12 protein-coding genes are annotated in these 15,206 nt (G+C 44.7%); 9 read left to right on the top strand and 3 right to left on the bottom strand.

Annotation, left to right across the window (positions count from 1 at the left end):
* Positions 1 to 44 precede the first annotated feature (44 nt).
* Together mfd and ED652_RS11580 are read right to left on the bottom strand one after the other, a co-directional pair.
* Positions 45 to 3,506, bottom strand: a complete 3,462-nt coding sequence (mfd, locus tag ED652_RS11575) for a transcription-repair coupling factor (RefSeq protein ID WP_122054826.1) — start codon at positions 3,504 to 3,506, stop codon at positions 45 to 47.
* A gap of 6 nt (positions 3,507 to 3,512) precedes the next feature.
* The gene (locus ED652_RS11580) at positions 3,513 to 4,082 is read right to left on the bottom strand and encodes a PilZ domain-containing protein (RefSeq protein ID WP_122054827.1); all 570 of its coding nucleotides are present in this window, start codon (positions 4,080 to 4,082) and stop codon (positions 3,513 to 3,515) included.
* A 227-nt stretch (positions 4,083 to 4,309) separates the two neighbouring features.
* Between ED652_RS11580 and lolC the strand changes: the two genes are divergently transcribed.
* Genes lolC through lolE form a run of 3 tightly spaced genes read left to right on the top strand, consistent with a single transcriptional unit; the run spans position 4,310 to position 7,448 of the window.
* Positions 4,310 to 5,518, top strand: a complete 1,209-nt coding sequence (gene lolC / locus ED652_RS11585; RefSeq protein WP_162929938.1) for a lipoprotein-releasing ABC transporter permease subunit LolC — start codon at positions 4,310 to 4,312, stop codon at positions 5,516 to 5,518.
* Positions 5,511 to 6,203 carry a lipoprotein-releasing ABC transporter ATP-binding protein LolD gene (lolD, locus tag ED652_RS11590; protein WP_122054831.1) on the top strand — a complete coding sequence of 231 codons (693 nt, stop codon included), beginning with the start codon at positions 5,511 to 5,513 and terminating at the stop codon, positions 6,201 to 6,203. The genes lolC and lolD overlap by 8 nt, the downstream gene beginning before the upstream one ends.
* A complete protein-coding gene (gene lolE / locus ED652_RS11595; protein ID WP_102559113.1) occupies positions 6,204 to 7,448 on the top strand; it encodes a lipoprotein-releasing ABC transporter permease subunit LolE in 1,245 nt (414 codons plus the stop codon).
* Positions 7,449 to 7,634: 186 nt separating this feature from the next.
* On the opposite strand, the gene ED652_RS11600 is transcribed toward lolE, so the two are convergent.
* A complete protein-coding gene (locus ED652_RS11600; RefSeq protein WP_017107639.1) occupies positions 7,635 to 8,147 on the bottom strand; it encodes a DUF2062 domain-containing protein in 513 nt (170 codons plus the stop codon).
* A gap of 17 nt (positions 8,148 to 8,164) precedes the next feature.
* On the opposite strand from ED652_RS11600, the gene ED652_RS11605 reads away from it, so the two are divergent.
* The 6 genes from ED652_RS11605 to cmk all read left to right on the top strand — a co-directional run bounded on the left by ED652_RS11605 (position 8,165) and on the right by cmk (position 15,141).
* The gene (locus ED652_RS11605) at positions 8,165 to 10,474 is read left to right on the top strand and encodes a DNA internalization-related competence protein ComEC/Rec2 (protein WP_122054833.1); all 2,310 of its coding nucleotides are present in this window, start codon (positions 8,165 to 8,167) and stop codon (positions 10,472 to 10,474) included.
* A gap of 31 nt (positions 10,475 to 10,505) precedes the next feature.
* Positions 10,506 to 12,254, top strand: a complete 1,749-nt coding sequence (gene msbA / locus ED652_RS11610; RefSeq protein WP_102315154.1) for a lipid A ABC transporter ATP-binding protein/permease MsbA — start codon at positions 10,506 to 10,508, stop codon at positions 12,252 to 12,254.
* A gap of 14 nt (positions 12,255 to 12,268) precedes the next feature.
* The gene (lpxK, locus tag ED652_RS11615) at positions 12,269 to 13,276 is read left to right on the top strand and encodes a tetraacyldisaccharide 4'-kinase (RefSeq protein ID WP_122054835.1); all 1,008 of its coding nucleotides are present in this window, start codon (positions 12,269 to 12,271) and stop codon (positions 13,274 to 13,276) included.
* Positions 13,257 to 13,436, top strand: a complete 180-nt coding sequence (locus tag ED652_RS11620; protein WP_004736429.1) for a Trm112 family protein — start codon at positions 13,257 to 13,259, stop codon at positions 13,434 to 13,436. Before lpxK ends, ED652_RS11620 begins: the two co-directional genes overlap by 20 nt.
* The gene (gene kdsB / locus ED652_RS11625) at positions 13,436 to 14,182 is read left to right on the top strand and encodes a 3-deoxy-manno-octulosonate cytidylyltransferase (protein WP_122054836.1); all 747 of its coding nucleotides are present in this window, start codon (positions 13,436 to 13,438) and stop codon (positions 14,180 to 14,182) included. Before ED652_RS11620 ends, kdsB begins: the two co-directional genes overlap by 1 nt.
* Before the next feature lie 278 nt (positions 14,183 to 14,460).
* Complete coding sequence (gene cmk / locus ED652_RS11630) at positions 14,461 to 15,141, top strand: (d)CMP kinase (protein WP_017109944.1); 681 nt, start codon at positions 14,461 to 14,463, stop codon at positions 15,139 to 15,141.
* Positions 15,142 to 15,206: the final 65 nt, after the last annotated feature.

A 15,206-nucleotide genomic window follows, 5' to 3' on the forward strand; every position in this document is an offset into this window, starting at 1 on the left:
CCGCTGTTACGGCTGGATAATTTATATGTGCAGTGGATTGGGTTTTATGTCGAAGGCAGCAAGTTCTGTCTGAATTCGCCCAATAAATCACTAACAAATTGAATTCGTTTCCGTCTGTCTACCAATGGTATCGTAAACTTGAACTTTGTTGGTCCTTCCATTGAAAACTTTTGCGGTTGGGATTGCAATAGTTTAACAAGGTAGGCCGGGTTTATGTCAGCATCTGGGTAGAATTCTAAGAATCCGCCCTTGTCGTGAGCTTCAATTTTCTTCGCTTTAATTGACGCAGCCGCTAATTTTAGCTCAGAAACTGATAATAAGTTCTTGGTTGCATCAGGAAGACTGCCAAAGCGGTCGATCAGTTCAACTTTAAGCTCTGCCAGTTCATCCGTGTCACTGACGCTCGCAATACGCTTGTAGGTCGATAATCGAGTATTGATGTCTGGGATATAGTCATCTGGCAATAACGCAGGCAAACGCATTTCGATCTCAGTTTGTTCACGCAGTAGGTCATCAAGCGATGGCTCTCGACCTTCTTTCAATGCTTCAACAGCCTGCTCAAGCATTTCCATATACAGTGTAAAGCCAACCGATTGGATCTGACCACTCTGCTCGTCACCCAACAGTTCACCCGCGCCACGAATCTCTAAATCGTGAGTCGCTAGGGTAAAACCAGCGCCCAGGTCTTCCAAAGAGGCAATCGCGTCTAATCGCTTAATGGCATCTTTGCTCATAGCTTTCGGGTGCGGTGTTAGCATGTAGGCGTAAGCTTGGTGGTGCGAACGACCTACACGACCACGTAATTGGTGCAGTTGCGCTAAACCGAGATTGTCAGCTCTATCCATCAAGATAGTATTCGCCGTCGGAACATCGATACCTGTTTCGATGATGGTGGTACATACCAACAGATTAAAACGCTGATGGTAGAAGTCATTCATGATGCGTTCTAGTTCGCGCTCTCGCATTTGACCATGAGCGACCGTTACACGAGCTTCTGGAATTAACTTCTGCAGGGACTCGGCTGTTTTTTCAATGGTGTCGACTTGGTTGTGCAGGAAGTAAACCTGACCACCACGCATTATTTCACGCAGTACCGCTTCTCTTACTACCGCATCATCACTCTCACGGACAAAGGTTTTGATTGCTAAGCGTCGTGCGGGTGGTGTGGCTATGATCGAAAGGTCACGCATACCGCTCATTGCCATATTCAACGTTCGTGGAATCGGTGTCGCGGTTAGCGTGAGGATGTCGACATCCGCGCGCATCGCTTTCACTTTCTCTTTTTGACGCACACCAAAGCGGTGTTCTTCATCGACGACTAACAAGCCAAGGTCTTTAAACTTAAGGTCACTGGAAAGAAGCTTGTGAGTACCCACCAAGATATCGACCTTACCGTCGGCAACATCTTGCATGATCAATTTCTGTTCTTTAGCTGATTTAAATCGTGACAGCACTTCGACACGTATCGGTTGGTTCGCGAAACGGTCGCGGAAGTTTTCAAAGTGTTGCTGAGCAAGTAACGTCGTTGGTACTAACACAGCCACTTGTTTGCTGTTATCGGTACATACGAATGCCGCGCGCATCGCGACTTCGGTTTTACCAAAACCAACGTCACCACACACTAAGCGATCCATGGCTTTTGCTTGGCACATATCAGACATAACGGCATTGATGGCCATTGCTTGATCATCCGTTTCTTCAAACGGAAAGCCAGACTTGAAAGTCGCATATTGGCCACGATCTAATACAAATTTATAGCCAGGTTTTAGTTCACGCTTAGCGTAAACATCAAGTAGCTCTGCTGCAACGTCGCGGACTTTCTCTGCGGCGCGTTTGCGAGCTTTCTGCCATGCTTCGCCACCGAGTTTGTGCAGTGGAGCAGAATCTTCAGCACCACCTGAATAACGGCCAATCAAGTTCAGAGACGCAACGGGCACGTACAACTTGGCATCGTTTTGATACTCAAGTGTCACGTATTCGGTTTTCATGCCACCGGCTTCAAGTGTTTGTAAGCCGATATAGCGACCAATACCGTGGTCAATGTGAACAACCGGTTGACCCGGTTTAAGCTCCGCTAAGTGACGGATTACGGTATCGCTGTTAACACTTTTCTTGTCTTTCTTGCGACGTTGTACAACGCGATCGCCTAACAAATCACTTTCACAGATAAGAGCGATGTTTTGCTCTTCCTGGATAAAGCCGTGTTCAGCTGAACCTAATATGAGGCTGAACTTGTCTTTGGCTTTAATGGCCGCATCCAAGTTTTCAACCTCACTTGGTCGTACTTTAATGCCACTGAGTAATTCACTCAGGGCTTCACGGCGACCTTCAGACTCAACCGAAAAAACTACTTTGCCATCGAAGGATTCCGTGAATTTTCTGAGATTGGCTAGAGGCTCTTTATTTTGATGCTGAACACTCAAGTCTGGCAGTGCGGCAACCGGTAGGTTGGTACGGCCAGCTTTTTCTTCAATCGTATCTAAGCTCAAGTTAACTTGTGGTTTTTGCTTAAAGTGAGCGAACAACTCATCTTTCTTCAACCAAAGTTGTTCAGGTGTTAGCAATGGTCGAAGTGGATCAACGCCTCTCTGTTCGTATCGGTGAGCAACGTCGGTAAGGAAAGCATCAACAGCTGTTTCTACGTCACCAAGAACCAAGAGTTGCGCTTCATCGGCAACGTAATCGAATAAGGTTTCAGTATGGTCGAAGAACAGCGGCTGCCAGTATTCAATACCGGCAGGCCAAGTACCTTTTGAAACCTGCATATAAACCGATTCTGGTTCACGGCGCGCATCAAATTGTTGGCGCCAGCGAATGCGAAAATCTTCAATAGCACTTTCAGAGGTTGGAAACTCGTGTGCTGGTAGCAAACGGATCTCAGAGATGTCTTCGATAGAGCGCTGATTTTCAGGATCGAAAGTGCGGATCGTGTCGATTTCGTCATCGAAAAAGTCAATACGATATGGGTCTTTGCTACCCATTGGGAACAAGTCGAGAATTGAACCTCGGCTCGCATACTCACCAGGGCCAAACACTTGGTCTACGTAACGATAGCCAGACTTTTCAAGTTGAAGACGCAGCTTCTCAAGCGAGTACAGATCACCCGTTTTCACCATTAAGGTGTGCTGCAACAAGAAATCACGTGGTGACTGACGTTGTAGTAGCGTGCTGATCGGTACTATTGTGATGCCATCTTTTAACGTTGGCAGTGCATAAAGCCGCGCTATACGATCAGAAATGATCTCTTGATGTGGTGAGAAGCTGTCGTATGGCAGTGTCTCCCAATCAGGGAATAGTGCCACTTCATGTGGCGTAAATTGTTCAATTTCTGATTGAAGCTTGAGTGCGATCTGAGGATCGGGCACTGCAAGCACTGTATGGCTGTTATGCTGCTCGGCAAGTTTAGCGATAGCAAGCGCGAGAGATGAACCAACTAGGTTACCGATGTGTTTTTTATCACCGGCACCTTTGAGTTTAGGTAGTGTAAAAATGGATTGTTTTGTCATGTCTATTTACTTGTTATCTCGTTCTAGAGAGCGTTGACGTAAGAGCTTTTGTTGTTGATGAAGCGCAGCTTTGATCAGCAAGTCTTGGTCAGTATCACGAAGATGAGCGTATTTGAATTTGATTTCGAAGCCTGAATCTTTTGGTTCGCTAGCGAAGACTTCTGCGTAGCAATAAATAGCGGCGGCTGGGTGCTCGATAAAGAGTTTAGCTTTAACTAAGCGACCCGCTTCGATATCTGTTTTGGAAAAACAAGAGAACTGACTCGCGCCAAATGAATACGTGTGGGTACGAAATTGTTCATCATCTTGTTGGGATAACATAAAGCTCAACAAGAGGTTTAGTTTAGAGTTCTGTGCATCCAATAAACTGATGACATTCTTCAAGTCGCTGTTTTTCAGTTCGTTGCGAGCACTGTCGGCTAACAGGTCCAATTGGCTAAACTCACTTGCCACAACAAAAGGGGCAGGGATCTCCGATTCGAACTGAATTTGAGAAGGTAAAGCGGAGTTACTGTCCATTGGCTCAATATTAGCGGTAAGGCTGTGGTGAACGGTGAAAAACTCTTGTTCTGTCATGCGTTAGTTCCTTGAAGTGATCTATTGATTATCGCTATGTGGCCGCAGTAATCAAGGTCAGTTAATTGAAAGTCCCAAATAGTTGTTTGAAAGTTGGCTATTTGACAAGGTTCTGTTTTTCAAGCCTAACTAATTGAGTTAATTCACTCTATATTTTCAATTAACCCCTACACAGTAACGGCAATACCCGTTACATTAACCCGCATCTCCTTTAGATGGTTCAAAGTATGTTTCATCCTATTTCATTGTTTGTTGGCCTGCGTTATTTGAAAGGCCGTTCAGGTGATCGCTTTAGCCGTTTTGTTTCTTATATGTCGACAGCCGGAATCACCATTGGTGTGCTGTCTCTGGTTACTGTTTTATCGGTAATGAATGGATTCGAAGCGCAGTTAAAAGACCGAATTCTTGGTGTCCTTCCTCAAGCTGTTGTTTACGAGCAGGGAGGCACAACGTCACTTTCTGCTCAAGCGCCTAGCTTTGCAGAGCAAATGTCGCTCAATGGCCACGTAGAACCCATTGTTCGTAGTGAAGCGGTGATCCAAAGTCCTGCTCAGTTATCTGCGGGCTTGTTAATTGGTATTGAACCAAATTCAGATGACCCTCTTCAGAATCATTTAATTGCTGGCAGACTGTCTTCACTCCAAGCTGGCGAGTATCAGCTTTTCCTTGGTCATACCTTGGCAAGAAACTTGAAAGTATCTATGGGTGACAAAGTTCGCTTAATGGTGACCAGTGCTAGCCAATACACTCCGTTAGGACGTATTCCTAGCCAACGAAATTTTACCGTAGCTGGCATTTTTAACACGGGCTCGGATATCGATGCTCAATTGATGGTTACCGATATCAAAGACGCAGGGCGATTGATGCGTTATAAGTCTGATACGATTTCAGGCTGGCGACTGTTTTTTGATGACCCATTTGAAGTCGCAAATTTATCGAATACCCCGCTACCAGAAGGTTGGGTGTGGAGTGATTGGCGTGACCAACGTGGCGAGCTTTTCCAAGCTGTACGTATGGAAAAAAACATGATGGGCTTGATGCTTGGGCTGATTATTGGTGTTGCTGCGTTTAATATCATTTCTGCACTGATTATGGTGGTGATGGAGAAGCAATCCGAAGTCGCCATCTTAAAAACGCAAGGTATGCGTGATGGCCAAGTCATGGGGATCTTCATGGTTCAAGGTGCAAGTAGTGGTGTGATCGGTGCGTTATCTGGTGGCATTCTTGGCGTGATCTTAGCTTCGAACCTCAATACTATTTTAGAGGCGATGGGTGTCGCTCTGTTCTCCTTTGGTGGACAACTGCCAATATTGATTAACCCAACCCAAATTGCGGTTGTTGTGGTTTTGGCTATTGCACTTAGCCTTGTCGCGACTGTATTTCCTTCTTATCGTGCATCTTCTGTGAAACCTGCTGAGGCCCTTCGTTATGAGTAATTTCCTTCAATGTAATGATATCCGTAAAACGTACCGCGAGGGTTCGTTGGATACCGAAGTCCTCAAAGGTGTCAGCTTCGAAATTGAAAAAGGCGAGTTGGTTGCAATTATTGGTACCTCCGGTTCCGGTAAAAGTACGTTATTGCATATTTTAGGTGCATTGGATGATGCTTCTGACGGCAGCGTGAGTTTTCTTGGGCAGGACTTAGCGTCTTTGAGTTCGAATAAGCAGGCAAAGCTTCGTAATCAACATCTTGGTTTTGTATATCAATTTCATCATCTTCTTTCGGACTTCTCAGCGCTTGAAAACGTAGCGATGCCATTACTTATTGGTGGTGAAAAGCCAGCGAAAGCGAAAGAAGAAGCACAACGTTTGTTGGATAAAGTCCGATTGAGTCATCGTGTTGATCACCGACCTTCAGAGCTCTCTGGTGGTGAGAGACAACGTGTGGCGATTGCGCGAGCTTTAGTTAATAAGCCGGCTTTGGTGCTGGCGGATGAACCAACAGGTAACCTTGACCACAACACAGCACTGTCTATTTACGATTTAATGCGTGAATTGAATCGCGAATACGATACCGCTTTCTTGGTTGTAACTCATGATGGTGAACTTGCGGGAAAAATGGATCGCCAATTGCACATGCAAGACGGTTTGCTGGTTAACGTAGAAAAAGAGGAGAGCTAAGTGTTTTCTTCTTTATCTCTATTGATAGGCGGCCGATTTAGTCGGGCGAAGCAACGAGACAAAATGGTCTCGTTTATCTCTCTGTCTTCTACGATCGGTATTGCTGTCGGTGTCGCGGTGATCATCATTGGTTTGTCTGCGATGAATGGCTTTGAGCGTGAACTGCAGTCGCGAGTGCTTTCTGTTATCCCGCATGGGGAATTTGAGGGCGTCAATGAACCTGTAACACGTTGGGAGCATGTGATCGAACAAGCGACCCAACATGATGATGTTGTCGCAGCGGCACCTTATGTGAAAATTACCGCGCTTGCCGAAAAAGGCAAAGAGTTGAAAGCAATTGAAGTTCGCGGTGTTGACCCACAACTTGAGCAACAAGTATCGAGCCTATCGAGTTTTATCGATAAGCAAGCTTGGAGCGATTTTAAAGCAGGGCAACAACAGATTATCTTGGGCTCTGGTGTGGCTAATGTACTTGGCGCGAAAGTGGGTGATTACTTAACTCTGATGATTCCAACGGTGAATGGGTCGGTAAAAGTTCAAGCACCTAAACGTGTTCGAGTCAAAGTCGTTGGCTTGTTGACGCTTAACGGCCAAATAGACCACAGCTTGGCTCTAATCCCGATTGGCGATGCGCAAGTTTACGCTAACTTAGGCGAGGCAGTGACAGGGGTTTCTTTAAAAGTGACCGATGTTCTGAACGCAAACTCGATTGTGCGTGAAGTGGGTAACCAGCTTGATGTGTATGTGTACCTGCGCAGCTGGCAACAGAAGTTTGGTTTCCTGTATCGAGATATCCAGTTGGTTCGCACCATCATGTACCTAGTGATGGTATTGGTTATTGGTGTGGCTTGTTTCAATATTGTCTCGACGCTAATGATGGCAGTAAAAGACAGAGCATCAGAGATCGCAATATTAAGAACCATGGGCGCATCGGACGGCCTTGTGAAACGCATTTTCGTTTGGCAGGGCGTATTCTCAGGAGTCTTAGGTAGCTTGGTGGGCAGTGCAATAGGCGTGTTAGTCGCGCTTAATCTCACGACACTTATCAAAGGGCTTGAAAAGTTGGTCGATCATCAGTTCTTGTCCGGTGATATCTACTTTGTCGACTTCTTGCCATCACAACTTGATATGACGGATGTTGTTGTGGTTTCCGGTACCGCGATTGTATTGAGCTTACTGGCGACATGGTACCCAGCATCACGAGCAGCGAAGTTAAACCCAGCCTCAGTGCTTAGTTCTAAATAGCATTAACCTCAATAATAAATCAGTCCCGTTTCGATAAATACAAAAAAGGATCCCAATGGGATCCTTTTTTATTGAATTCAATTCGTGTTCTTTACGACTTTCGTTACATACCAATATTGTAGAGAGCCGATGTTGTTCTGATTTCTCATAGTGTGAGTTTCAATTCACCCACATCCAACGATAGTTTCAGTACCTTGCTTGTCGTTTTTTCCAGCTTCTTACGACTGAATAGCGCCATAACCCACGAATACCAAAGTAGCCAATCATCGCAGAGATAACGCCGCAAATCATGCAACCTAATAGGAACGGAGGTCCGATGGTGCTCATTTGCGCCAAGATGAAATCCCAAGACAATTCAAAGTGGAAAGCTTGAGGCGGCACATGCATAACAAACGCACCTACTTTATAAGCAAAGTAGAACAGTACCGGCATAGTCACGGGATTACTGATCCAAACCAATGCGACAGACAGCGGTAGGTTAACACCACATGCAACAGCAAGGCCTGCAGACATAATCATTTGACTTGGTAAAGGGACAAACGCCATGAATAACCCAACAGCGAACGCGCCCGCCGCAGAGCGACGGTTAAGGCACCATAAGTTGGGGTTGTACAAAACATTGCCAAAAATTTTCAATGCTTTCTGACGCTTGATGAGCTCATGGTCAGGCATAAATCGTTTGATAAACTTTCTTGGCATAGGAGGAAGCTACTCTCTTGTTTAACTCTTGGTTCTTAATTTCATTTGCTGCGACAGTTGTGTCTGCCAGCTTTTGGCCTGTGATGCCACATTGGGTTTGGGCACCATTAATGCTGTTGTTACTTTTCACATTAATAAAGTATAGCGTTTTCCGGTGTGCAAGAGGTCCAGTCACTGCATTGATACTAGTTATCTGCCTTGGGAATGCAATCAAAATACAAACAAGTCAGTTATTTCAATCTGGCCAGAATATTACCATAAATGCTTCGATTGTTAGCCTTTTTAGTGAAAATAGCCACGGTTTTGAAAGCGTAATAGTAGTTAGATCAATTGGCGGTGAAAAATTAATCTTTCCACAATTGATAAAATTGCGCTTGTTTACGCCTTTCAAGCTAACACTTGGAGATAAGGTTCATCTCTCTGTGTCAATGAAACCGGTTTTTGGAAAACTTAACGAGGCCGGATTTGATTTAGAAAAATACCTGTTCAGTGAAAGAATCGTTGCTAATGCTACCTATCGAGCCGGAACAAGCTTTAGCATTCATTCTAGTACAAACTTGCGTGCTCGATGGTTTGAAAGGACTTTGACAACGATCAGTCAGCTGGATAACTCTGATCTGATTGTGGCGTTGAGCTTTGGTTATAGGGAATTCATTCAATCACAGCGCTGGGATCTGCTTAAGAGCAGTGGGCTTGTTCACTTAATGGCGATCTCAGGGTTACACATTGGCATTGCTTTTGGCATCGGTTACCAATTGGGGAGAGTCGTTAGGTTAGGGGGATCGCATTTAATTTGGCTTCCGACTGTATTTGGTCTTGGGCTCGCGTATTTTTATAGTTGGTTTGCAGGGTTTACTTTACCAACGCTTAGGGCGCTAACTATGTGCATCATTGCGAGCTATTTCCTTTGGCGAGGTCAAAATATAAGTTTGATTCGATATGTGACCTTGAGTCTTTGTGTCGTTTTGTTAATTTGGCCATTTTCGGTACTTTCAAGTAGCTTCTGGCTCTCATTTGGAGCGTTAGCAGCCGTTCTTTATATTGCTTCCAATACTCATCTTTCTTCTTACAAAAGCCCTCTACTCACAAAACTCCTCAAGCTATTCAAAATCCAGTTAATGCTGACGTTGTTACTGGCTCCTTTTTCAATGCTGTTCTTTCAAGGGTTCAGTTTGGTCTCGGTGTTATACAACTTTTTCCTGTTGCCTTGGGTTTCGATAGTAACGATTCCTTTGTTGTTCTTAGCGATGTTTATCAGCTTAATATTTGAATCAATTTGGGCTGAGAACAATATCGTTGGTTATTTGTGGGCTCTGGTGGATTTATCGCTCACTCCCGTTGTTTTCGCTCTTCCTTTCTCTGAACGTTTTTGGCTTACGGTTGATGATGAACTCGCTGCTTTGTTCGTGTTTTTCATTTTTCTATTCGGTCTGTTACGTCATTACTTCCATCGTAAAATGATGTTTTTCGCCAGTGCCGTATTTGTTTTGTGGTGGGAATTTGGAAAGCTCAAACCAGAAGTGTTGAGAGTCGATGTTTTAGATGTTGGACATGGCTTGTCGGTTGTTCTTCAAAAAAATAACCGGATTGTTGTTTATGATCTAGGTAATGCTTGGCCGGGCGGTTCTGTGGTTGAGTCGCTATTGATACCTACGATAGAAAGAAGAGGAATTAAGGAGCTTGATGGAGTGATTATCAGTCATTTTGATGCTGACCATGCTGGTGGATATCAGGCATTATTTTCTCACTACAACCCTAAATGGATACGCGCTAGCCAAAAACTTAAACCTCCAGTCTCGCTCAGTAGTCAGTCTACGTTTGCTTATCAAGCTTGTGTGATTGGAGAGTCTTGGCGTTGGCAAGGTGTTGAGTTTGAGGTGTTGTGGCCGCCCAAAAGTGTTGAAAGAGCATATAACCCTCATTCATGTGTTGTGCGCATCTATGAGCCAAGCACTGAGTTTTCTATGCTTCTTACCGGAGATATTGAATTGGTCAGTGAGTGGTTACTTGCACGCGAAGCTACGCGGCTCAAAAGTGATGTGATGTTGGTTCCCCATCATGGTAGCTCAACCTCTTCCATTGCTCGATTTATCGGGGCTGTTTCTTCACAGTTGGCCATCGCTTCATTGTCTAAAGGAAACCAGTGGGGGATGCCTAGCCAATCTGTCGTCGACCGCTATCGAGAGGCTGATAATAGATGGCTAGATACGGGCGAAAGTGGACAAATAACCATCACAACCAGTAAGGAAGGTTGGAAATATCATACGATTAGGGAACATCAGGGGAGGCAGTGGTATAGGCAGATGCTCCGTAAGGGAGTAGAATAGATAGATTATTGTGAGAAAATTAAGCGATTCTATGTCAACAGAAACAGATGAAACCACTTGGGTCACATTTAAAAGACTTTGGACTTATATTCGACTGTATAAGGCTGGCCTTGGTGTTGCGGTTATTGCGCTTATTATAAATGCCGTCTCTGATACTTATATGATTTCATTACTAAAGCCATTACTTGATGAAGGCTTTGGTAACGCTGAATCAGACTTTTTACGCACGCTCCCTATTATTATCTTTGCCATGATGTTCATTCGTGGTGTGAGTGGCTTCGTATCAACCTATTGCTTGAGTTGGGTCTCTGGCAACGTGGTGATGGAGATTCGACGTAAAATTTTCAGTCATTTCATGCATATGCCTGTGTCTTTCTTTGATAAAGAGCAAACGGGCGCACTGCTATCTCGAATTACTTACGATTCAGAGCAAGTCTCTGCTGCAACCAGTAAGGCTTTGGTCAGTATTGTCCGTGAAGGTGCCAGTATCATTGGCCTGTTGACGCTGATGTTCTGGAATAGCTGGCAGTTGTCTTTGGTGTTGTTTGCGGTTGCACCCGTTGTAGCTTGGGCTATTACCGTCGTTTCTAAGCGATTTAGAAAGATCTCTAAAAACATGCAAACTAGCATGGGTCACGTGGCTTCTTCAGCAGAACAAATGCTTAAAGGTCATAAGGTGGTGCTAACTTACGGTGGTCAAGACTTAGAAAAAGGTCGTTTCGATACCGTTAGTAATCAGATGCGTCAGCAAAGTATGAAGTTGGTAACAGCTCAAGCGGCTGCAAATCCGATAATTCAAATGATAGCGTCTATTGCAGTTGTGACAGTGTTGGTCCTAGCTAGTTTTGACTCTATTCGTGCTGAGCTTACTCCCGGTACATTTACAGTTATCTTCTCTGCGATGTTCGGTTTAATGCGCCCATTAAAAGCATTAACTAGTGTGACATCCCAGTTCCAACGCGGTATGGCGGCGAGCACCACTCTATTTGGTTTGATGGATCTCGAGACAGAACAAAACAAGGGTACATTGAAACCTGCAACTGTAAACGGTGAAGTTGCTGTAAAAGATGTGACTTTTACCTATGAGGGAGCAGAGAAACCAGCACTCGATAAGGTGAGTTTCAATATACCGAAGGGTAAAACGGTGGCGCTTGTTGGGCGTTCTGGTTCTGGTAAGAGTACCATTGCCAACCTGTTTACTCGTTTTTATGATGTGGATTCAGGAACCATTGAACTCGATGGACACGATATCCGAGATTATGAGCTGAAAAATCTTCGTGAACATTTTGCTCTTGTTTCTCAAAATGTCCATCTGTTCAACGATACGGTCGCCAATAACATTGCGTATGCAGCCGGTGAGGTTTACTCACGCGAACAAATTGAACACGCAGCAAAACTTGCTCACGCCACTGAATTTATCAAAGATATGGAAAATGGCATCGATACGATTGTTGGTGAGAACGGTGGTAATTTATCTGGCGGTCAAAGACAGCGCATTGCGATTGCACGAGCGTTGTTAAGAGAAGCTCCAGTTCTGATCCTAGATGAAGCAACATCGGCTTTGGATACAGAATCAGAAAGAGCCATTCAATCTGCTTTAGATGAGCTACAAAAAGATAAAACGGTACTGGTTATTGCACACCGACTATCAACGATTGAGCAAGCTGACGAAATTTTAGTTGTAGACGATGGTCATATTGTTGAACGAGGTCCGCATGCTGAGTTAATCGCACATGACGGTGCTTATGCTCAATTACACCGAATCCAGTTTGGCGAATAAGATTAGGCTTCGTTTTGATCGAAAAAATTTGGTTTAACAATCACCCGTTAAAATACCTTCTCTGGCCACTGTTGTGGCCGTTGAGTCTGTTGTTCAAAATGATCAGTGGTCAACGTCGCGAAGCGTATCTCTCTGGGAAGAAAGAAACCTATCGCCCACCTTTGCCTGTGATCGTTGTTGGTAATATTACCGCGGGTGGCAATGGTAAAACTCCAGTGGTTATTTGGTTAGTTGAGATGCTCCAAGCCAATGGTTTCAAACCTGGTGTGGTTTCTCGAGGTTATGGCGCGAAAGCCCCTAGTTATCCGTTAGTGTTGGACGAGAACACACCTGCCGAACATTCAGGTGATGAACCACGGTTGATTCGAAAGCGAACGGGTGCGCCTGTAGCGGTTGACCCTATCCGTGCAAATGCAGTGAATGCTTTGCTGAACGAAGGTGTTAATGTCATTATCACTGATGACGGCCTTCAGCATTATGCCCTTGAACGCGATATTGAATTTGCGGTTATCGATGGTGCGAGACGCTTTGGTAGTGAATGCCTCATTCCTTTAGGGCCATTAAGAGAGCCTATATCACGCTTAGATACCGTGGATTTTTTGGTTAACAATGGCGGTAAACCTCAAGGCCGTGAATTCTCGATGTCTTTGCTACCAAGCCAAGCTGTTAACCTTAAGACGGGTCAGAAAATGCCAGTAGAAAAATTACAGAAACTGGTGGCTTTTGCTGGTATTGGTCATCCACCGCGCTTTTTTAAAACATTAGAAGATCTTGATGGTGATGTGGTTTTCACACAGGGTTTCGCCGACCATCAAGATTTTGATAAAGATGAACTTCATGCCTTAGCAAAGAAGGGTATGAACATGATTATGACAGAAAAAGACGCTGTTAAATGCGAAGGCTATGCGCAAGAAAACTGGTGGTATCTTCCAGTTTCTGCACAGTTTGATGAAGATTCGCAACAGCAAATTTTAAAAAGAATAAAAGAGGTTATGGAATACTATGGATCACCGTCTGCTTGAGATCGTTGCTTGCCCTGTATGTAAAGGTAAACTAACTTTTGACAAGGATAAGCAAGAGCTTGTTTGTAAAATTGACCGCCTAGCTTACCCAATCAAAGAGGGGATTCCTGTTCTTCTGGAGCCTGAAGCTCGTACCGTTTCAATGGATGAGGGTAAGTAATGTCGTTTACGGTTGTCATTCCGGCGAGATACCAATCGAGTCGTTTGCCAGGAAAACCATTGGCTGATATTGGTGGAAAGCCGATGATCCAATGGGTTTACGAACAATCAATGAAGGCGGGTGCTGATAAAGTTATTATCGCTACCGATGATGCTCGAGTTGAAAAAGCGGCTAAAGCATTTGGTGCGACCGTGTGTATGACATCTCCGAATCACGAATCAGGTACAGAGCGTTTAGCTGAAGTGATTGAAGTGATGAACATTCCCGATGACCATATTATCGTGAATGTTCAGGGTGATGAGCCTCTTATCCCACCTGCAATTATTAATCAGGTTGCAAATAACCTGGCGAATAGCACAGCACCAATGGCAACGCTAGGTGTAGAAATTAATCACGCTGATGAAGTGTTTAATCCTAACGCTGTGAAAGTAGTAACGGATAAAGACGGTTACGCACTGTATTTTAGCCGAGCAACGATTCCCTGGGATCGAGATGCTTACGCGAACAATGGTACGGCCGCGGAGTCGCCTTTACTGCGTCATATTGGCATCTACGCTTACCGTGCGGGTTTTATCAATACTTACATCAATTGGGAACCAAGTACCCTTGAGCGTATTGAGTGCCTAGAGCAACTGCGAGTGCTGTGGTACGGAGAGAAAATCCATGTAGATGTTGCTGCTGAAGCACCTGCTGCTGGTGTTGATACGTTAGAAGACCTAGAAGCTGTTCGCGCCATTATTGGTTAAGCTTCTTTGAGCTACTACTTTTTTGCTCTACTAAAATGCAAAATCCCGGAGCCTCGCTTATTGCGGGGCTTTTTTACGTCTACAGAACGTATATGTGTGTTTTATTGAACTAAGCTAGGGGATATTGAGTCGGTTGCATTCGCTTATGCATCATCAACTCTGAATTATCTGAGAATTACCTCGCTCGACTTTCAATTTTTCTTTATAATATGCCGCCTATAAAGTAGTGGCGATCTGCTAGTACAGAATACAACTTACGACAAAACGTGGAGTAAAAGATGCCTTCTCAAAGCCCAGTGATTACGGTTGATGGACCAAGTGGTGCAGGTAAAGGTACCCTGTGTATGTTACTAGCAGACAAGCTAGGTTTTCATCTTCTAGACTCAGGTGCGATCTATCGCGTACTGGCTTTAGCGGCAATTCACCACGGTGTAGATACTGAATCGGAAGATGCTCTGGTACCGCTTGCTACTCACCTCGATGTACAGTTTATTGCTGAAGGTGACTTGGTTAAGGTTATCTTGGAAGGCGAAGATGTTTCTGGTGAACTTCGTAAAGAAGAAACTGGCATGGCTGCTTCAAAAGTAGCGGCTTTACCTCGCGTTCGTGAAGCACTGCTACGTCGTCAACGTGCTTTTAGCGCAGCTCCCGGTTTAGTTGCAGACGGTCGTGACATGGGAACCGTTGTATTTGTTGAAGCGGAAGCGAAAATATTTTTAGATGCAAGTGCTGAAGAGCGTGCGAACCGCCGCCTTAAACAGTTGCAACAGAAGGGGTTAGATGTTAAATTTGACGACCTTTTGAGCGAGATCCAAGAGCGAGACGACCGAGATCGTAATCGCCCAGTTGCGCCTTTACGCCCAGCTGAGGATGCGCTTGTGCTTGATTCTACTTCGATGAACATCGAACAAGTAGTAGAAAAAGCACTACACTATATTGAATCGAAACTGGCTGGGTAATTTCGCCGAGCTAGTACGAACGTTGGTCGCAAGGATGATGACCGGCGAATTTATCAACCCCATGC

The sequence above is a fragment of the Vibrio sp. Evd11 genome (assembly GCF_900382755.1).
GTDB classification, from domain to species: domain Bacteria; phylum Pseudomonadota; class Gammaproteobacteria; order Enterobacterales; family Vibrionaceae; genus Vibrio; species Vibrio lentus.